Source organism: Streptomyces triculaminicus, assembly GCF_017349075.1.
GTDB lineage: Bacteria > Actinomycetota > Actinomycetes > Streptomycetales > Streptomycetaceae > Streptomyces > Streptomyces triculaminicus.
On the sequence record NZ_JAFMOF010000001.1, the window covers coordinates 980,675 to 1,000,200 of the forward strand.

17 protein-coding genes are annotated in these 19,526 nt (G+C 72.0%); 5 read left to right on the forward strand and 12 right to left on the reverse strand.

Translation table 11 applies throughout. The features are described from left to right. Positions 1–159: 159 nt before the first annotated feature. A complete protein-coding gene (locus J1792_RS04555; protein ID WP_086573123.1) occupies positions 160–1,500 on the reverse strand; it encodes a hypothetical protein in 1,341 nt (446 codons plus the stop codon). A gap of 87 nt (positions 1,501–1,587) precedes the next feature. On the opposite strand from J1792_RS04555, the gene J1792_RS04560 reads away from it, so the two are divergent. Continuing rightward, the gene (locus J1792_RS04560; protein WP_179199022.1) at positions 1,588–1,746 is read left to right on the forward strand and encodes a hypothetical protein; all 159 of its coding nucleotides are present in this window, start codon (positions 1,588–1,590) and stop codon (positions 1,744–1,746) included. A gap of 228 nt (positions 1,747–1,974) precedes the next feature. On the opposite strand, the gene J1792_RS04565 is transcribed toward J1792_RS04560, so the two are convergent. Both J1792_RS04565 and J1792_RS04570 read right to left on the reverse strand, forming a co-directional pair. Beyond that, the gene (locus J1792_RS04565; RefSeq protein ID WP_143587784.1) at positions 1,975–2,682 is read right to left on the reverse strand and encodes a hypothetical protein; all 708 of its coding nucleotides are present in this window, start codon (positions 2,680–2,682) and stop codon (positions 1,975–1,977) included. A gap of 168 nt (positions 2,683–2,850) precedes the next feature. After that, positions 2,851–3,378 (reverse strand): PadR family transcriptional regulator, encoded by a 528-nt coding sequence (locus J1792_RS04570; RefSeq protein ID WP_086573120.1) that lies wholly within the window; start codon positions 3,376–3,378, stop codon positions 2,851–2,853. Positions 3,379–3,509: 131 nt separating this feature from the next. On the opposite strand from J1792_RS04570, the gene J1792_RS04575 reads away from it, so the two are divergent. Beyond that, positions 3,510–4,067, forward strand: a complete 558-nt coding sequence (locus J1792_RS04575; RefSeq protein WP_207246699.1) for a hypothetical protein — start codon at positions 3,510–3,512, stop codon at positions 4,065–4,067. Between the two features lie 77 nt (positions 4,068–4,144). On the opposite strand, the gene J1792_RS04580 is transcribed toward J1792_RS04575, so the two are convergent. The 7 genes from J1792_RS04580 to J1792_RS04610 form a co-directional block, all read right to left on the reverse strand. Continuing rightward, on the reverse strand, positions 4,145–5,431 hold the full coding sequence (locus tag J1792_RS04580) for a geranylgeranyl reductase family protein (RefSeq protein ID WP_086573118.1): 1,287 nt from the start codon (positions 5,429–5,431) through the stop codon (positions 4,145–4,147). Between the two features lie 77 nt (positions 5,432–5,508). Next, positions 5,509–7,704: a serine/threonine kinase C-terminal domain-containing protein gene (locus tag J1792_RS04585; protein ID WP_207246700.1), complete on the reverse strand. Its 2,196-nt coding sequence runs from the start codon at positions 7,702–7,704 to the stop codon at positions 5,509–5,511. Between the two features lie 568 nt (positions 7,705–8,272). Then, the gene (locus J1792_RS04590) at positions 8,273–8,971 is read right to left on the reverse strand and encodes a demethylmenaquinone methyltransferase (protein WP_086573317.1); all 699 of its coding nucleotides are present in this window, start codon (positions 8,969–8,971) and stop codon (positions 8,273–8,275) included. Between the two features lie 345 nt (positions 8,972–9,316). Then, positions 9,317–9,931, reverse strand: a complete 615-nt coding sequence (locus J1792_RS04595; protein ID WP_242645437.1) for a Uma2 family endonuclease — start codon at positions 9,929–9,931, stop codon at positions 9,317–9,319. A gap of 97 nt (positions 9,932–10,028) precedes the next feature. Beyond that, positions 10,029–10,589, reverse strand: a complete 561-nt coding sequence (locus J1792_RS04600; RefSeq protein ID WP_086573314.1) for a hypothetical protein — start codon at positions 10,587–10,589, stop codon at positions 10,029–10,031. 10 nt (positions 10,590–10,599) lie between these two features. Beyond that, complete coding sequence (gene mqnC / locus J1792_RS04605) at positions 10,600–11,808, reverse strand: cyclic dehypoxanthinyl futalosine synthase (protein ID WP_086573312.1); 1,209 nt, start codon at positions 11,806–11,808, stop codon at positions 10,600–10,602. 77 nt (positions 11,809–11,885) lie between these two features. After that, complete coding sequence (locus J1792_RS04610; RefSeq protein WP_086573310.1) at positions 11,886–13,511, reverse strand: serine/threonine-protein kinase; 1,626 nt, start codon at positions 13,509–13,511, stop codon at positions 11,886–11,888. Positions 13,512–13,674: 163 nt separating this feature from the next. Here J1792_RS04610 and J1792_RS04615 point away from each other — a divergent pair, with 163 nt between their 5' ends. Next, a complete protein-coding gene (locus J1792_RS04615) occupies positions 13,675–14,916 on the forward strand; it encodes an alpha/beta hydrolase (RefSeq protein WP_086573309.1) in 1,242 nt (413 codons plus the stop codon). 104 nt (positions 14,917–15,020) lie between these two features. On the opposite strand, the gene J1792_RS04620 is transcribed toward J1792_RS04615, so the two are convergent. Beyond that, complete coding sequence (locus J1792_RS04620) at positions 15,021–15,911, reverse strand: menaquinone biosynthetic enzyme MqnA/MqnD family protein (protein ID WP_307842900.1); 891 nt, start codon at positions 15,909–15,911, stop codon at positions 15,021–15,023. 283 nt (positions 15,912–16,194) lie between these two features. Between J1792_RS04620 and J1792_RS04625 the strand changes: the two genes are divergently transcribed. Then, positions 16,195–16,398, forward strand: a complete 204-nt coding sequence (locus J1792_RS04625; RefSeq protein WP_003984261.1) for a cold-shock protein — start codon at positions 16,195–16,197, stop codon at positions 16,396–16,398. Positions 16,399–16,494: 96 nt separating this feature from the next. Here the strand turns inward: J1792_RS04625 and J1792_RS04630 are convergent, their stop codons facing one another. Next, entirely contained in the window at positions 16,495–18,357 is a 1,863-nt protein-coding gene (locus tag J1792_RS04630) for an AMP-dependent synthetase/ligase (protein ID WP_207246701.1), read from the reverse strand. A 119-nt stretch (positions 18,358–18,476) separates the two neighbouring features. Between J1792_RS04630 and J1792_RS04635 the strand changes: the two genes are divergently transcribed. After that, the gene (locus J1792_RS04635; protein WP_086567605.1) at positions 18,477–19,499 is read left to right on the forward strand and encodes an AraC family transcriptional regulator; all 1,023 of its coding nucleotides are present in this window, start codon (positions 18,477–18,479) and stop codon (positions 19,497–19,499) included. The last annotated feature ends 27 nt before the right edge of the window (positions 19,500–19,526 follow it).

Sequence of the window (19,526 nt, forward strand, 5' to 3'; positions counted from 1 at the left end):
CCCGGGCACCCGGACCCCCCGTGCCGGTACCTGGAGTGTGCGCACCCGGCGAACGAGCCCGCAAACCCCTTCGGCCCGAGTCGAAATCGGGCGTATGAACGATGGGGCGGGAGGCGAAACGTCGCAGGTCGGACGGGTAGTGCCGTGGGTGCGGGCGGATCAGGGGGTGGGCCCGTAACCGAGGGTGGTGAGACCGCGGAGGGCGTCGGCGGGGACGAGGGCGCCTCGCCTTTCCTGCCGCGAATAGCCGCTCACCAGCCCCGCCAGCCGGCCCGTGCCCGTATGGAAAGCGGGAGCCCCTCGCAGCCCGTGGATGAAATCTCCCTCGAGGCGCAACAACGCTCCACTGCGACCCTTCACCTCCAGCAGGCAGGAGTAGGGTTCCCAGTCCTCGCCTTCCGCACCTCTCCCGCTGATGATCAGCTGGCTTCCGGGGGCCGGCTGTCCGCCGAGGCCGAACGCTGGGACGGGACGTTCCCAGGGTGATTCCAGCCGCAGCACCGCAAGGGCCGGAAAAGGTGCGCCGCGGGCTGCGTCATCATGCTCGGCCGGCAGCGACTCGACCACCTGCGCGGCGAGACTCACCCGCCGGGAAAAGTCGAAAACGTGCACCTTCTCGGGCTTCGTCCCCCGCGAAGTCCAGATGGCCCACCATGTGGTCACCACGGTCACCGGGTCGATGAGCAGCCCGTTTCCGACGGCGTCCCCGGCGACCTGAACGGTGACGGAGTCGACGAACGACTCGTCGACGTTCCAGATCCCGGTATTCATGTGCACGTCACCGTGGATGACGGTTCGCGCGAAGGGATCCGCGAAGGGAGACGTCGCCCCGCTCCCGGCCGCACCGGACCCGGGGGCGGCCGGCGCGTCCGGGCGGTCCGTGCGGCGCTCCGACTCGGCCAGCTGCCGCTCCAGCTGGTCGCACCGCGACTCCGCCTGCCGGTGCAGCTCCCGCGTCCGCTCCAGCTCCTCCGTCAGCTGGCGGATCTCGTCCTGGAGCCGTTCCCGCTCGTCATCCGGCGCGTCGTCGGTCATCGCCGGCTCCGACGTGGCCTGAAGCTGGCGGAATTGCAGCTGCAGGTCCCGGATGCGGTACTCGCGGTCCCGCAGGGCGTCCTCCAGCACCCGCTCCCGCGCGGAGACGCGCCGGGCCTCCTGATCGGCCAACGCCAGCTGCTGCTCCAGCAGCTGCACCTTGTGGCTCGGACTCTTGCCGGCCTTCAGCGCCGCCATGTGCCGGGCGCGCAGCATCCGCGTCGTCTCGACGGTCGGTACGGTGCCGCGCTCCTCGGCGACGTCGTGAAGCAGGTGGAGGACGAACTCCCAAGGAGGAAGCCGCTGTCCGCTCAGATAGCGGGAGATCGTGGAGGAGTCGTAGCTGCGGCGGGCCGCGTAGCGACGCTCGGAGATACCGAGACCCGAGAAGAGATCACGCAACGCCTGGGCCAGGGCGCGTGTCTCGGGCGCCAGGCCACCGCCAAATGCTTGTAACTCCCCCACTGGTCCCCCTGATCACCACTGCTGCCGACAGTCCGGCAACACCGCTGTCACTGCCGCAGCACCACCGCCACCGCCCACGCTGGACGAATGAGCAACGACAATAGGCGAGTTCACGACCTCATCGTCTTCCTCTCCGTACTTCTCACCGGAACGGTCCTCGTTTGCCGGGGCGTCCCGCCCGAGTCGCTGGCGACGGTCGCCATCGCACTGTCGGGCCTGTACGCGACCTGGCGCCGCCGCACGTGATCGTCAATGGGCGCGGCCGTCCCCCAGCTCGAACCCGCGAGACTGAGGCGCGGCACACTTGACCTGCCAACCCGGAGAGTGACGTTCAATGCCCCCGCCCAGGGCCTGGCCCGGCGTGGAACCGCCCGCCGTGCGGGGGCGTTCGCACGGCGGGCGGAGTGCGGGCGGAAGCTCAGAGCTGGCGGAGTGCGGGCGAGATGTCAGAGCTGGCGGAATCCGGGCGGGAGGTCAGAGCTCGCAGCCGATCGGCGGGTTGCCCGCGTCGACGCGGCAGACGTCGAAGCCTGGGCCTCCGTCCGTCACGCCGAGGTCGACGTGGACGTGGAGGAAGTCGTTGCCGTCGCCGCCGAGGGCGCGGCCGGTGGGGGCCAGCGTGGTGCGGAGGTCGAGGAGGTCGGCGCCGGGGCCGCCGTCGGCGCGGCCGGCGTAGGCGTTCGGGCCGGTCTCCACGCGGAGGACGTCGTCGCCGGCGGCGCCGAAGGCCGAGCCGCCCGGCTCGATACGTGCCGTGTCGCGGACGGTGAGGGCGTCGTTCTGGGCGCCGCCTCCGACGTCGCCGCGGACGACGCCGGCGATGTCGAGGACGTCGTCGTCGCGTTGGGCGTCGACGAACGCGCCGGGTTCCACCACGCCGGTGACGCCCAGCGTGACGCGGTCGTCGCCGAAGCCGGCGCGGACCCGGCCGCTCACGACGCCGTCGAGGATCACCGTGTCGTCCCCGCCGCGGGCGTCGACGACGGTCCCATCGTCGACGGCGTGGCAGACGATCAGGTCCTCAAGCTCGGTGCCGGCGACGAGCGGCCCAGAGGCCGGAACGCCGTTGACCGTGCAGGCGGTCTCGGCGCGGGCTGGCGTCACCGGCAGGGCCACGGTCGGCAACAGGGCTGCCGCCGCGACGGTGACGAGCCGTCGGGCACGTCTCCTCGCGTCGCGCATGACGACCACATCCCCTCCACGTGGTAGCCGTTCCGACCCCAACCGGAACCGGGCTTACCTCGATATTTCCGCAAAGCGGACACGCCGAAACCGTGCGGAAATTACTCGAAGGGGTGAATGTCGGCTGTTTCGCCGTGCGTTGGCGGGGGTGCGGCGCTATCGCACCCTTCACTCCCCCCGGGTCTTGTCGAGCTCCTCGGCGGCCCAGCGGGCCCATTCCTCGCGCATGGCGGTGAAGCGCAGGCCGTATTCGAAGGCCAGACGGCCGTTGACGGACAGCGGGTCGTCGCCCCAGTCGATCCGCCCCTCCAACTCCGTCAGCGCCTCGTGCTGCCGGGAGGCGCGCTCGGCCTCGCCCGTGAGATAGGTGATCGCCTCGAGGGGCGTGAGGTGATTGAGGAAGAAGACCCGCAGCAGGGCGTCGCTGCGGCGGGGCGTGTCGGGCTGGGGCTCGGTGAGCCAGCGGTGGAGCTCCATGCGGCCATCCGACGTGATGGCGTACTCCTTGCGGCCGCGGGGGCCTTCCGCCGAGACCTCCAGCAGGCCGGCCTTCGCGAGCTTGGCCAGCTCGCCGTAGACCTGGCTCTGCGTGGCCGGCCAGACATTGCTCAGGGAGGTCTCGAACCCCTTCATCAGGTCGTATCCACTGGCCGGTTCGTTCGCCAGCAGGCCCAGCATCGCGTGTCTCAGGCTCATGACCCCACTCTACCCTCCACAACAGACATGTCGAGGGTGGACAGTCCACAACTGACATGTCATAGTTGGAACGTCGGCCGGGGGCCGGCGCCGACACGGCCGGCCACGGCCACCTGACGAGGGGATTTCCGATGAACTACCTGCGCGGCTTTCTGCCCTGGATCGCCTTCGCGATCGTCTCCTCCTCCGGCTGGCAGTGGGGCGCCGCCGCGGGCCTCGTCACCGCCGTCGCCCTGCTGATCAAGGAGCGCACGGCGGGCACCGCCGGGGAATCGCTGATACTCGAGTTCAGCACGGCAGGCTTCTTCACCGCGCTGACCGCCCTGGCCTTCACCCTCCCGCACAGCGCACTGCAGGACTTCGGGGGCGCCATGTCGCTGGGCTGGCTCGCCCTGACCGCCTGGGCCACGCTGGCCGTCGGCCGCCCGTTCACCACCGGCATAGCCAAGCGCCAGGCCCCGCCGGAGGTCTGGAACACCCCGGTCTTCCGCCACATCAACGTCGCGATCACCGCCGCCTGGGCGGCCGCTTTCACCCTGGCCGCCGCCGCGCTCGCCGTCGCCGACGCCAACCACCTCGGCAGCGGAGTGACCACGGCGATACAGGTCGCCGGATTCGCGCTCCCCGCCGCCTTCACCGCTCGCTACCCCGACCGTGTCCGCGCCCGCCACGCCAAGGCCGCCCACTGAGCCCGGGGGCGGACATGCCGCGGGGGCCGACCGCAGAAGCGGCCGGCCCCCGTAACCGGATCGTCAGGACCCCGTCGTCAGGACTTCGGGGCCACCTTCGACAGGCCGTTGATGATGCGGTCCATGGCGTCGCCGCCCGTCGGGTCCGTGAGGTTCGCCAGCATCTTCAGCGTGAACTTCATCAGCAGCGGGTGGGTCAGGCCGCGTTCGGCCGCGATCTTCATGACCTTGGGGTTGCCGATGAGCTTCACGAAGGCGCGGCCGAGGGTGTAGTAGCCCCCGTACGTGTCCTTGAGGATCTTCGGGTAGCGCTGCAGCGCCAGCTCCCGCTGGGCGTACGAGGCCCGGGCGTGGGCCTGCACGATGACGTCGGCGACCAGCTGGCCGGACTCCATCGCATAGGCGATGCCCTCGCCGTTGAAGGGGTTGACCAGGCCGCCCGCGTCACCGACGAGCAGCAGGCCGCGGGTGTAGTGCGGCTGGCGGTTGAAGGCCATGGGCAGGGCGGCGCCGCGGATCGGGCCCGTCATGTTCTCCGGGGTGTAGCCCCAGTCCTCGGGCATGGAGGCGCACCACGCCTTGAGGACCTCGCGCCAGTCCAGTTCCTTGAAGGAGTCGGAGGTGTTGAGAACGCCGAGGCCGACGTTGCTGGTGCCGTCGCCCATGCCGAAGACCCAGCCGTAGCCGGGCAGCAGCCGGTCCGGGCCGGGGCCGCGGCGGTCCCACAGCTCCAGCCAGGACTCGAGGTAGTCGTCGTCGTGACGCGGGGAGGTGAAGTATGTGCGAACGGCCACGCCCATCGGGCGGTCCTCGCGCCGGTGCAGGCCCATGGCCAGCGAGAGCCGGGAGGAGTTGCCGTCGGCCGCCACGACGAGCGGCGCGTGGAAGGTGACGGGGGTCTTCTCCTCGCCCAGCTTCGCCTCGACGCCGGTGATCCGGCCCGTGCGGTCGTCGATGACGGGGGCGCCGACGTTGCAGCGCTCGTACAGCCGGGCGCCGGCCTTGACCGCCTGGCGGGCGAGCTGCTCGTCGAAGTCGTCGCGCTTGCGGACGAGTCCGTAGTCCGGGTACGAGGCGAGGTCGGGCCAGTCGAGCTCGAGGCGGACGCCGCCGCCGATGATGCGCAGGCCCTTGTTGCGCAGCCAGCCCGCTTCCTCGGAGATGTCGATGCCCATCGCCACCAGCTGCTTGGTGGCGCGGGGGGTGAGGCCGTCGCCGCACACCTTCTCGCGCGGGAAGGCCGTCTTCTCCAGCAGGAGGACGTCGAGCCCCGCCTTGGCCAGGTAGTAGGCGGTCGTGGAGCCGGCCGGGCCCGCCCCGACGACGATCACATCAGCGCTGTGTTCGGAGGGGGACTCGGTCACGGCGGGGACTCCCGAAGACTCGTCGGTTGGAGAAACACCTGCAGTCTATGGGGGAGGCCCCGCCCGGCCTGCGGGGGTCAGTTGAAGTCGACCGGCATGACCGTCCACGTCGAGACGGCCGTGTCGAACACCTTCCGCGAACCGGACCAGTACTCGTCGCGCGCCTGGAAGTAGATCGCGTACTCCGTGCCCGCGTCGTTCGCGTACGCCTGGTCGATCGCGTGCATCGTCCTGCCCGTGTTCCGCTCGGTCCAGGTGAACTCCCAGCGGGCGCCGGGGAGGCCCTGGAAGGTGTTGGACTCCAGCGAGACCCGCTTGTACGTGCTGTTCTTCTCCTGGAGCGTCTTCTCCAGCTCCAGGAAGTGGTCGTAGGAGGACTGCTTGCTCTTGAGCACCAGGCCGACCCTGACGTACGAGCCGCCCGTGCTCGCCTCGTAGTCGGTCTGGAAGCTGCCCTGCTCCTTGCGCTGCCAGCCCTCGGGGATCGCGAGTTTGAAGCCCATCGGGTCGTCGACCATGGAGTAGCCGGAGGGCACGGAGGCCGAGCCGGAGGCCAGCGGCGAGGGAGCGTCGGAGGGGGAGGGCCCGGTCGTGGGCCCTGTGCTCGGCGCGGCCGGCGACGGCGTCCCGCTCGCCCCGCCCGAGGGGGTGACGACCACGCTCTTGTCGTTCTTGCGCGCGCTGTCGTGCTTGTCGTCGCCCTTGCGGACCAGCATCAGGCCACCGGTCACGACGCCGCCGACGAGGAACGCCGCCAGGCCGGCCGCCACCCACACGAGCGGCCGCCGGACCATCCGCGGACGCGGGGCGGAAGGACCTGAAGGAACCGAAAGAGCCGAAGGAGCGGAGGAAGTGAACGAAGCGGAGGGCGGGCCGGGAGGGGTCCACTGGGTCGTGGGCGGCTGAGCTGCCGGAGGCTGCTGCGCCGGGGCCTGCGCCGGCGGCGCGGTGGGAGTGGAAGGAGCAGCCGGGGCGGGCGGAGTGGCCGGAGCCGCGGGCGCAGACGCAGGCGCCGGCGCCTGCGGCGGCACCACCGGCGTCGCCGTCGTCGAACCCTCCGGCGCGAACCCCGGCATCGGCGGCGCGGGCGTGAAGCCCTTCGTACCGCCACCGCCGCCACCCGGACCGCCCGGGCCACCGAACCCACCGAATCCGCCGAACCCGCCGCCGCCCGGCGTGCGGATCACCAGCGTCGCCAGCAGCACCGCACCCGCCGTCCACAGCAGGCCGAACAGCAGCAGCTCGCCCGCGTTCGTGGCGACCGACGCCTCGACCCCGCGCGAGCGGTACGACAGCGACGTCCCCGCCGTCATCTCCATCGACGCACCGGAGACCAGCGACAGCAGCCACAGCGCCGCCAGGAAGAACACCCCGGACAGCACCTGCTCGCGGCGGTCCGCCGAGCGCCGCGCCACCAGGACCGCCAGCAGCACCGCGCACACCACGCCGAGCAGCACGGCACCGGCCTGGGCCCAACCGCCCGCCGCCTCGCCGAGTTCGGAGAGGCCGAGGGTGCCGCCCTCCTGGCGGCTGCCCTCGTTGGAGGAGGCCTCGATGCCCGCGCCCCAGGACAGGCCCAGCGTCGCCACGCCCGCGTTGACCAGGAGCGGCAGGATGATCAGCCAGCCCCAGTCGCCGGCGTCCTCCTGGTGGGAGGCGACGACGATGAAGGCGACGATCGCGCACAGTCCGGTCGTCAGCCCGAGCGCGCGCAGGGCCGTGCCCCAGGCCCGTACGGCCATCCGCGCGTCGGGGCCCAGGCGGGCGGCCAGCGCGTCGCGGCAGAGCACCGCACCGCTCACCGCGCCCGCGAGCGCGCACGAGAACAGCGCGGCGAGGGCGGGGTTGGTGGAGGCCGCCACGACCGGCACGTCCGGCTGGCCGATCAGGCCCAGCACGAGCACCACGACGCCGCACACCAGCGCGACCCGCACCGCCGCCTCGGCGCCGCCGCCGGCACCGGCCGGGCGGGCGTCGCGCAGCCGCTTGGCGCCGAGGGCCACCATGAAGGCCCACAGGAGCGTGATGGTCAGCGGCCATACGGAGACCGAGCCGCTGCCCCGGATGAACATCGACAGCAGCCCGCCGCTGCGCATCTCGACCTCGAGCGTGGCGCCGAGGCCCTGCAGGAGCAGCGCGAGGACGACCTGGAAGCGGTCGGAGAAGTTGCCGAACTCGGCGGCCTCGTAGGCGTCGGCGGACGGCGCCGCGATCACGGTCGCGAGGAAGAGGAGCAGCGCCGTGGGCCACACGGTCACCTTGAGCGCGCCCACCCAGTCGCCGGCGAAGGTGCGGCTCAGGAACAGGCCGGCGCGGGAGGGTTGCGGGTGGGGGCGTACCCGGGCGGGGCGGCGGGGAAGGGCGGTTGTCCGGGCCGGGGCGCGGCCGGCGGGGGCGCGGCCGGGGCGGCACGGTCGCCGGCATCGGGGGCGCGGCGGGTGCCGCCGGGGCCTGGGCGGGAACCGCCGCCGGGGCCGGTGCCGTGGCCACGGCCGACGGGGCGGCACCGGCCGCCGCGTCGCCCTCAGGCCGCTCCTTCCCGCATTTCATGCAGAAGCGCGCGTCCTCAACGAACGCGGAACCACAGGCGGGACAGAACGACGGCATAGGGCGCTCCGAGGCTGGGGCGAGAGGCGGGAGGGGCATGGCCGGAGTTGGCCGATCATGATCGTACCGATCCGGCGCAGCCTGCCCATGACAATCGTCGACACGCGCAGCAAGTCCCCTATGCGGGACTATCTCCGGGACCATGCGGGGATTCCCGCCATGTTCCGGACGCTCGTTCGCCCCTCGGTCACCACCTGTTCGCGGCGTTTCAGCGCCCTTTGCGCCGTTTTCGGCTCAGTTCGCCGGCTTGAACCCGCGGTGCAGCGCGACGATGCCACCGGTCAGATTGCGCCACGCGACGTTCGACCAGCCGGCACCCTGCAGCCGCGCGGCGAGCGCGGGCTGGTCGGGCCATTCGCGGACCGACTCGGCGAGGTAGACGTACGCGTCCGGGTTGCTGCAGACCGTGCGGGCGATCGGCGGCAGGGCGCGCATCAGGTACTCGGTGTAGACGGTGCGGAACGGCGCCCAGGTGGGCTGGCTGAACTCGCAGATCACCACGCGCCCGCCGGGCTTGGTCACCCGCAGCAGCTCGCGCAGCGCGGTGTCGGTCTCCTGGACGTTGCGCAGCCCGAAGGAGATGGTGACGGCGTCGAAGACGTCGTCCGCGAAGGGCAGCTTCGTGGCGTCGCCGGCGGTCAGCGGCAGCCAGGGGTTGCGCTTCTTGCCCTCGCGCAGCATGCCGAGGGAGAAGTCGCACGGCACGACGTACGCGCCGTCGGCGACGAAGGGCAGCGAGGACGTGCCCGTGCCGGCGGCGAGGTCGAGGACCTTCTGCCCCGGGCGGGCGGCGACCGCCTGCGCCACGGCCTTGCGCCACAGCCGGGCCTGGCCGAGCGAGATGACGTCGTTGGTCAGGTCGTACTTCGCCGCCACGTCGTCGAACATCGCGGCGACTTCATGCGGCTGCTTGTCCAGGGATGCTCGGGTCACGTGCCCATTGTTCACCACGGGCCCCGGCGCTCTTGGACGGGGACGGCTCGCCCGGGAAGGACGGACGGCCTCGCGGTGCGGTTGCGCGTTCCGGTGGACCCCCACGCCCACGGGACCACCGGTCCCCCTGCCCGTCGCCCCCTCGGCGATCGGACTCCTTGACCGGCGGTGCGCGTCCTCAACGGCCCGCCCTGACGGCGGGCCCTCCACATCCGCACCGGGAGGCCGTTCTCGGCGGCCGCCCCCGCGCCGTTCATCCTGCCGGGCGGAACCGGCCGGAACGGCTCCCCTTGATGAGGCCCTGACGTGCGCGGACGCCGTCCTTACGGATCACTGACGGGCTGGTCAGAGCTCGACCAGGCTCGCAAGGTCGATCGTGACGGGGAAGGGCCGGTCGGTCTCCAGCTTCCCGAGATGCACAGGGCGGTCGGGAGCGGAGATGTACTCGCCCGTCTCGCTGTGGAGCCAGAACTCGTGCACCTCGGGGATGCCGTTCTCGCCGCGTTCCACGCGCCAGTAGTTCTTCACGCCCGCGGCCGCGTACATCTCCGGCTTACGGACACGGTCGTCATAGCGTGAACCCGTCGATACCACTTCCACCAGGAGGACGGCCTTCTCCACCGGGATGTACTTCGCCTGGAAGAGGTCGAAATCCCTTTTGTCGAAGACGACGATGTCGGGAACCGGCGGGTTCTTCCCGTCGATCAGCACGCACTGCTCCGACAGCACGGCACAGGGCTCACACAGGCACTCCGCCAGACGCCTCTCGATGCCCGCCCGCACGAAGTTGTGCCACGGCACCGTCCTCCCCCGGACCGCGATCACTCCGTCCACGAGTTCCCAGTCGAACGGCAGCTCCAGGTCCTCGACCTGGTCGACCGTCCAGCCCTCCTCAGGCGGGAACATCCAGTTCTCAGGAGTGGCCTTCTCCAGCCGTTCTGCGATCATCGCTGCTCCCATGGACGCGAGTGTGGACGCGGGTACGGATCGCGGTCCCATATACGACGGTAGCGTCACCCGAAGTAATGAACGGGTTTCCACGCCGCCCCGGCCGCCCTCATCGGCGCCGGTACACCAGCCGCCCGTCGAGGACGGTCACCAGCGCGGTGCCGTCGGCGGCGAACACCACGAAGTCGGCGGGTGCGGACACCGTCAGCGCCGCCGGCCGCGGGCCGGGCAGCACGCGGATGCCGGAGCGTTCGACGGCGGTGCGGACCGAGGCCCGGACGAACGGGCCGGACAGGCTGGTCGTGCCCGCCGCCAGGAGGCGCTGGACGCCGCGCCGGGCGCTGCCGCCCCAGCGGGTGTCCGTCATCTCCAGCGCCGCCAGCGCGGCTCCGGTCAGGGGCTCGGTGCCCAGGGCGTCGGCCTCGCGGGGGTCGGGGTGGTACGCGGCCTCCAGGTACGCGGCGGCGTCCGGCTCGTGGCGGCCCGGCGCGAGGACGCCGTCCCATTCGCGCACGCGCGCGTGCTCGCCGGCTTCCGCGCGCACCCGCTCGTACGGGCCGATGGCGGCGAGCAGGCTCCCGGCGACGGCGACGGCGTAGCCGCCGGGCGCCTCGAGGAGCTCGCCGTCCTCCGTGAGCCGGACCGCGCGGACGCGGTGGACCGTGGACATCGTCCGCGCGTCAGCTCGCCTGGACGATCTTCAGCTCGGGGTGCGCGGTGCCGCCCTCGATCGCCGTCGAGGACAGGTGCGAGACGACGCGGTCGTCGACCGGGTCGTTGGCCGGGTCGTCGTGGACGAGGAGGTGCTCGTACGTCGTGGCGCGCTGCGCCGGGACGCGGCCGGCCTTGCGGATGAGGTCGATGAGCTCCATGCGGTTGGAGCGGTGCTTGGCGCCGGCCGAGGAGACGACGTTCTCCTCCAGCATCACCGAGCCCAGGTCGTCCGCGCCGTAGTGCAGGGAGAGCTGGCCCGCCTCCTTGCCGACGGTCAGCCACGAGCCCTGGATGTGGGCGACGTTGTCGAGGAACAGCCGGGCGACGGCGATCATGCGCAGGTACTCGAAGACGGTGGCCTGCGTCCGGCCCTTCAGCACGTTGTTCTGCGGCTGGTAGGTGTACGGGATGAAGGCGCGGAAGCCGCCCGTGCGGTCCTGCACGTCCCGGATCATCCGCAGGTGCTCGATGCGCTCGGCGTTGGTCTCGCCGGTGCCCATCAGCATGGTGGAGGTCGACTCGACGCCCAGGTTGTGGGCGAGCTCCATGATCTCCAGCCAGCGCTCGCCGGACTCCTTCAGCGGCGCGATGGCCTTGCGCGGCCGCTCCGGCAGCAGCTCGGCGCCGGCGCCCGCGAAGGAGTCGAGGCCGGCGGCGTGGATGCGGCGGATGGCCTCCTCGGCGCTGACGCCGGAGATGCGCGCCATGTGGTCGATCTCGGAGGCGCCGAGGGAGTGGATGACGAGCTGCGGGAACTCCTTCTTGATCGCCGAGAAGTGCTCCTCGTAGTACTCCACGCCGTAGTCGGGGTGGTGACCGCCCTGGAACATGATCTGGGTGCCGCCGAGCTCGACGGTCTCCGCGCAGCGGCGCAGGATGTCGTCCATCGGGCGGGTCCAGACCTTCTCGCTCTTCGGCGGGGCGAAGAAGGCGCAGAACTTGCACGCGGTGACGCATGCGTTCGTGTAGTTGATGTTGCGCTCGATGATGTACGTCGCGATGTGCTCGGTGCCCGCGTAGCGCCGGCGGCGCACGGCGTCGGCCGCCTGCCCCAGGGCGTGCAGCGGCGCGGAGCGGTAGAGCTCGAGCGCCTCCTCCGGGGTGATCCGGCCACCGGCCGCGGCGCGGTCGAGGACGGCTGTGACATCAAAGGACTTGAGGTCGGCGTCGGTCACCGGGCGTCCCTTCGGAGGGGGTATGCGATACCGGGTCAGCCTACGCGAGGGGCCCCGCCGGGCCCCGCCCGGGCCGGTCAGCCACCCGCTTTGGCGAGCGTGGCGGTCGGCCGGCCGCCCTGGGCGTCGTCGGAGGTGTAGGTGAGGTGGCCGCCCCCGGCGAGGGAGTACGTCACGGTCGCCTTCGCCCCCGTGCACAGCGCCTTCCGCTCGCCGTCGGTCACCTCCTCCAGCGTGATCTTGTTCGCGGTCGCCGTGACCAGCTTCGCCTTGGCCCGGCACTCCATGACGCCGAGCACGGAGTAGGTCGCGCGGACCACGTAGGAGCCCTTGTCCCCGGAGGTGATGGTGCTGGTGATCGTGCCGTTGGGCGTGCCGTCGGCCTGGATGACCTGGCCGGTCCAGGTGCCGAGGAACTCTCCCGGCACGTCGGAGCGGCTCGCCCCGGTGCCCGGCGCCGACGCCGACGCCGTCGTCCCGGGCGGGGACGCGGCGTCTCTGCCGCCGTCGCCGGTGCCGGGCAGCAGGCCGCTGAGGAAGGCGCCGGTCAGCAGGCCGGCGGCCAGCACTCCGGTGACGGTGAGCACGAGGGAGCAGCTCACCTTGCGCCGCTCGGTGCCGCCCGCCGTGGCGGCCAGGGAGATCCGCCTGCCGCCCTGCGGCGCGTCCGCGGCGGGCTCCGCGGCGGGGGCGGACCGCCGCTTGGGCCACCGCCGCCCGGGGGCGCGCGGCGAGTGCGAGGGCTGCGTGGACCCCGGCCCGTACGCGCCGTCCGGCGGCCCGAACGCCCCGCCCACCACAGCCGCCTCCAGGTTCAGCAGCTCCACCGCCTGCAGGCTCACCGTCTCCACCAGCGGCGCCGGCAGCCAGCCGGACCGTACGAGTCCGCTCGCGCCCGCGGCGGGGGCGAGCCGGCGGGCCACCTCGGGCGGGCCCGGCCGGTCCTCCGGCGCCTTGGACAGGCAGCGGACGACCAGCTCCCGCAGCTCGCCGCCGAGGCCCTCGCCCAGCACCGGCTCCTCGTGCACGACCTTGTACAGCAGCACCGCCGAGCTCTCGCCGGGGAAGGGCGGCGCGCCGGTGGCCGCGTACGCCAGGACCGCGCCCAGCGAGAAGACGTCCGCCGCCCCGGTGACGCCCTTGCCGAGGATCTGCTCGGGGGCCATGTAGCCGGGCGAGCCGACCGACACCCCGGTCGTGGTCAGGGAGGCCGTGCCCTCCGTGGCGCGGGCGATGCCGAAGTCGATCAGCCGGGGGCCGTCCAGCGCCAGCAGTACGTTCGACGGCTTGACGTCCCGGTGCACCAGCCCCAGCGCGTGCACCGCCGCCAGTGCCTCGGCCAGCCCCGCGCCCAGCGTGCGCACGGTCGCCTCCGGCAGCGGCCCCACCTCGGCGACGGCCTGGGTGAGCGAGGGCCCGGCCACGTACCCCGTGGCCACCCACGGCACGGCGGCGTCCGGGTCGGCGTCCAGCACGGGCGCCGTCCAGGCGCCGCCGACCTTACGGGCGGATTCCACTTCCCGGCGGAATCTGGCCCGGAACCGCTCGTCCAGGGCGAAATGCGGATGTACGGCCTTGACGGCCACCGTGCGGCCGCCGGCGCTGCGCCCGAGGTACACCCGGCCCATGCCGCCCGCCCCCAGCCGGCCCAGCAGCCGGTACGCGCCGATGACCTGCGGATCTTCTGCCGTCAGTGGCTGCATCGGGCCTTTCGCCTCCCCCCGGGCGGGGCCCTGCGGCCCCGAAATCAGCCTATGACTCATTTCACGGCACCCGCCAGGAACCCCGACGCCTGGTTTGCCCATCCACTAGGACGGAACAGACCGTCATGTCCTTCGGGGCAGCAGCATCATCCGGAGCGACGCGATGACGCACACACCCAACGGGGGCTACGGGCCGCCCAACGGGGGATACCAGCAGCCGCACGGCGGCTACCAGGGCGGCGGGGACTATCCCCCGCACCAGGGTGGCTACCAGCAGACCCAGACGTACCAGCGCCCGGACGGCGACTGGGACCCCGACGGGTCCTACCAGTCCCAGGGCCGCGCCCGGGCCGGCCGCGCCAAAAAATGGACGATCATCGTGGCGTCCATAGCCGTGCTCGGCCTGATCACGGCCGGCGTCCTGAGCTACTTCAAGATCGGCCCGTTCTCGGACAAGGGCAAGCCGGTCAGCTTCGGCCAGGACCAGGCCGGCGGCGGCCAGGCGGGCGGCGCCGGTGCGCAGAAGCCGGACTCCAAGGTCTCGCTGCCGACCGGCCCCAAGGCGGAGTTCAAGAACACCAGCACCCTGTCCGACGGCACCCAGGTGGCCGTCACGACCCTGGACGGCAAGAAGTCCGGGTTCAAGGGCAAGGTGTGGGTCTGGGCGCCCAAGGCGTACAACGACCCGAAGTTCAAGGACCACGGCTTCCCGGTGATGGTCGCGCTGCCCGGCGGTCCCGGCTTCCCGAACAACTACTGGATGGACGACGGAGGCCTGCACCTCGAGTCGTCGATCACCAAGTGGTACAACGAGGGCAAGGGCAAGCCCTTCATCCTCGCCATGCCGGTCCTCAACCCGCAGCCGGACACCGGCGGCCTGTACTGGGACGGCAGTGACATCCCCGGCCAGCCGAAGATGGGCACCTGGCTCACCGAGGACGTCCCGGACCTGATCCGCGCCAACTTCCGCACGATCAAGTCGCGCGACGGCTGGTCCTTCATGGGCTCCTCCTCCGGCGCCTTCGCCGGCCTGAAGGCCGTGCTCAAGCACCCGGACAAGTTCAAGGCCGTGATCGCCTCCGGCCCGGACATCGTCCCGGACTCGCGGCTGTGGAACGGCCACGAGAAGGAGAAGGCCGAGAACAACCCCGAGGTGCTGGCGAAGAACCTGATCGCCGCCAAGGGGCCGGACGTCTACCTCGCGTTCCAGTACGGAACGAAGGAGTCCAGCGTCATCCCGCACGTGGACAAGTTCCTCGCCACCTACGGCAACAGGGGCCCCGTCCACACGCGCCTGCAGAAGATCGAGGGCGGTCGGCACAACGCCAAGACCTACATCGAGGGCATGGACGCGGGCAGCATGCAGTGGATCAGTGAGCACATGGAAGGCCCCGTCGCTCCCTGATCCCCACCCCGCCGGGCCCCGGTCTGTTCCCCGGGAGCCCGGCGGCGCCGCCCGCCCGGCGGCCCGCGCGTCACTCGCTCCGAAGCCCTGACCCCTCGCGGGGGTCAGGGCTTCAGCAGTTCCACCCGCACGTCGGCGGGGTAGCCGGTGTCCGCGCCGGTGCGGCGGGCGAACTCCTCGACCCCGGCCAGCTGCGCCGGGCCGAAGCGGAAGTCCAGCGTGGTGAAGTAGCGCTCCAGCAGCGAGGCGTCGAACGCCTCCCAGCGCGCGGCCTGCTCGGCGACCTTGCCGACCTCCTCCAGGGACAGGTCCCGGGAGGCCAGGAACGCCTCGTGCACCTTGGCCACGATCCGCGGCTCGCGGGCCAGGTAGTCGCGGCGCGCGGCCCAGACCGCGAAGACGAACGGCAGACCGGTCCAGTCCTTCCACATCTGCCCGAGGTCGTGGACCTCCAGGCCCAGCCGGGGCGCGTCGTGCAGGGAGGCGCGCAGGGCGGCGTCCCCGATCAGCACGGCGGCGTCCGCCTCCTGCATCATCGCGCCGAGGTCGGGCGGGCAGGTGTAGTACTCGGGCGTCACGCCGTAGCGCTCGGCGAGCAGCAGCTGCGCCAGCCGCACCGAGGTGCGCGAGGTGGAGCCGAGGGCGACCCGGGCGCCGTCCAGCTTCTCCAGCGGCAGCTGCGAGACGATCACGCAGGACATGACCGGTCCGTCGCAGCCGACCGCGATGTCCGGCAGCGCCACGAGCTCGTCGGCGTTCCTGAGGAACTCGACCAGGGTGACGGGGGCGATGTCGAGGTCGCCCCGGACGAGCTGCTCGCTGAGCTTCTCCGGGGTGTCCTTGGTCAGATCCAGGTCGAGCAGCGCGCCGGTGCGGGCAAGGCCCCAGTAGAGGGGCACGCAGTTGAGGAACTGGATGTGGCCGACGCGCGGGCGGCTGCGGAGCGGCTCGGGCACATCGTCGGCGATCGCTACGTCTGAGGCTGAATTGTCCACATCCGGAGGCTAGCCCCGGGCTCCGGCGACCGCCGGGGCGGGGTGCCGCCACTCCGGCCCGATCGGACATCTTTTCCGGAGCGAAGGGCCGGAAAACCCCCCGTGAGCGTGATCTTTGACTCCTTCCCCGGAAGAACGTGGCGTGCTAGGCTCGCCGCAAGTTGCAGTTTGGTTTCCCTTGCAGTACAGAGCCTGCGGAGCATGTGACCCGCAGGCTTTTGTAGTTTTCAGACTTCTCGCAGGTTCTGGAGCAGGGCAACCCTTTGGGCCCAAGGAGGGCTTTATGGCTACCGGAACCGTGAAGTGGTTCAACGCTGAAAAGGGCTTTGGCTTCATCGCCCAGGACGGCGGGGGCCCCGACGTCTTCGTTCACTACTCCGCGATCAACGCCTCTGGCTTCCGCTCCCTCGAGGAGAACCAGCAGGTCAACTTCGACGTCACGCAGGGCCCCAAGGGTCCGCAGGCCGAGAACGTCACCCCGGTCTGATCTTCGGATCTCTCCGGCCGACCGGATCGCGGTCGATCGTGCTGTACCCAAGGAGCCCTGCCTTCCGTTTCCGCGGAGGGCAGGGCTCCTGCCTTTTCACCTCGCTTTATCGCTCATTTCACTGCCGTCACTGCCATCACTGACGCCACTTCCCTCACCCGAACTTTTGTCCCCTCGTTCGTACAGCGCATCGATTTCGGCCGCATAGCGTTCACCGACCACCGCCCGGCGGAGTTTCAGGGTGGGCGTCAGCTCGCCGTTCTCCACGCTGAAGTCCTCGTTCAGGATTGCGAACGCACGGATTCGGGCGGGCCGGGCCGCCCGGGCGTTGGCCTCGTCGACCGCCTCCTGGCACAGCCGCCGCACCTCCGGGTGCCGGGCCGGCCCCGCCTCCCCCAGGTCCAGCCCCTCGCGGGCCGCCCACGCCGCGACCTCCGCCGCGTCCAGGGTCAGCAGCGCCACCGGGTACGGGCGGCGGTCCCCCACCATCACCGCGCGGGAGACGAAGCGCGAGCGCTGGATGGCGAACTCCACCGGCGAGGGCGCGAGGTTCTTGCCGCTCGACGTGATGATCAGGTCCTTCTTGCGGCCGGTGATCGTCAGATAGCCGTCGGCGTCCAGCGTGCCCAGGTCACCGGTGTGCAGCCAGCCGTCGGCGTCGACCGCCCCGGCCGTCGCGGACGGATTGTTGTGATAGCCGGCGAAGACGCCCGGCCCCCGGGCCAGCACCTCGCCGTCCTCGGCGATCCGCACCTCGTAGCCCTCCACCGGTCGCCCCACGGTGCCGGGCCGGGCCGCGCGCTGGTGGTTGGTCGTGATCACTCCCGAGCCCTCGGTCATCCCGTAGCCCTCGTAGACGCCGATGCCGCAGGCCCGCAGGAAGTCCAGCGTCTGCGGCGCGATCGGCGCGGCCCCGGTCAGCGCCCAGCGCAGCCGCCCGCCGAAGGCCGCCCGTACGAGCGAGAACAGGCTCTCCTCCGCCGTCTCCCACGCCGCCCGCAGCTCCCCCGCCGGCTCCTCGCCGCGCGCCCGGGCGTCCGCCACGGCTACCCCGGTCCGTACCGCCTCCTCCAGACGCGCCCGCCCGCCCGGGCCCTGCGCCTCGGCGAGGGAGACGACCTCGGCGTGGATCTTCTCGAAGAGCCGGGGGACCGACGGCAGGTGGGTGGGCCGGGCCTCCGCCAGCTCGGCGACGACGTTCTCCACCTTCCCGCCGAAGTAGCACAGCGTGCCGCCCTGACGCAGCGAGGTCAGCTGGATGATCTGCCCGAGGACATGGGCGAGCGGGAGGTAGAGGTAGGTGGTGTCGCCGGGGCCGCTCTCGGTGAGGTGGACGGTGGCGTCCTGGTTGGAGATGACGTTGGTGTGGGTGAGGCGGCAGCCCTTGGGCAGGCCGGTGGTGCCGGAGGTGTAGATGATGGTGCACAGGTCCTCGCCCCGGCGGGCCGCGCTCCGCTTCTCCAGCTCGCCCTGCCCCACCCCGCCGGGCAGCCGGCGCAGGGCCGGCTCCCCCGGCTCGCAGCCGTCCGTGTCCATCAGCACCACATGCCGCAGCAACGGCAGCTTGGCCCGCACCGCCGCCACCCGGGCCGCCTGCGCGGCGTCCTCGCAGACGACGACCGACGCCCCCGAGTCGCCCAGCACCCAGACCAGCTCGTCCTCCCCGGCCGTCGGGTAGACCGGCACCACCGCGGCCCCGGCGGACAGCGCGCCGAACTGGGCCACCGTCCACTCCGGCCGGGTCTCGGAGACGATGGCCACCCGGTCGTCCGGCCGCACCCCCAGCGCGATCAGGCCGCGCCCGACCGCCCGTACCTCCTCCCGCAGCGCGGTGAAGGTCGTCTCGGCCCAGCCGCCGCCCTCCTCGCGCGAGCGGAAGCGCAGGGCCGGCAGCCCCCCGTACCGTTCGGCCGCCCAGTCGATGAAGGTCGCGAGTGTGCCGGGCCGTGCGCGCTCCATGCCGCCTCCTGGAATAGGTCCCACCCCACCCGACGCTAGGCAGCACGACCATCCCACAGGGATGACCGGAAACGTCAGCGCCACTGACCCCGGCGCTCAGGCGGGCTACCGTGCAGGGCATGAGCATGCCGACGATCAGCGTGCACCACCTGCGGGCCGCGCTCGGCGGCGCGCGACGGCTCGGCATCGACGCCGTGCCGCTGCTGCAGCGGGCGGGCATCCCCCCGCTGCTCCTCGGCGACGACCGGGCGCGGGTGCCGGCCGAGCGGTTCGCCGACCTGATACGGGCCCTGCAGCGCGCCACGGGCGACGAGTTCCTCGGACTGGGACCGGCGCCCAGCAGACCCGGCAGCTTCGCCATGATGTGCTACGCCTGCCTGGGCTGCCGCGACCTGGGCAGCGCCGTGGAACGGGCCGCCCGCTTCTACGGGCTCTTCCCCGGCGGCCCCGACCTGTGCCTCGAACGACGCGACGGCCAAGCGGTGTTCACCGTCCGCGACGACCCGCGCGACCACCCCGAGGGCCGCTTCCTGGCCGAGTGCGTCCTCGTCGTCTGGCACCGGCTGGCGAGCTGGTTGACCGGACGGCGCATCCCCCTGCTGCGGGCCTGCTTCTCCTGCCCGGAGCCGCCGCACGCCGGTGAGTACTCCCTGATGCTCGGCTGCCCCGTGCGGTTCGGGGCGGCGAGCACGGGCGCCGCCTTCGACGCCCGCTGGCTCGCGGCACCCCTGGTGCGCGACGAGGAAAGCCTGCGCGAACTGCTGCGGGGCGCCCCGGCCGAGCTGCTCAGCCACCGCGAGTACGGCACGACCGTCACCGAGCAGGTGCGGCGGACGTTCGTACGGGCGCTGCGCGAGGGCCGCCCGGCCCGGCTGCCGGAGGTCGCCCAGCTGGCCGCCCGCCTCGCGGTCAGCCCGGCGACGCTGCGCCGCCGACTGCAGGAGGAGGGCACCTCCTACCAGCGGCTGAAGGACCAGGTGCGGCGGGACGCGGCCATCGCGGGACTCGCCGAGGGCCGGGAGCCCATCGCCGAGCTCGCCGCGCGGCTCGGCTTCTCCGAGGACACCGCCTTCCACCGCGCCTTCCGCCGCTGGACCGGAGTCACCCCGGGCGTCTACCGGCTCCGCGGTCAGCGAAGCTGAGCTTCCTGGTCAACGCCGTGTTACCCG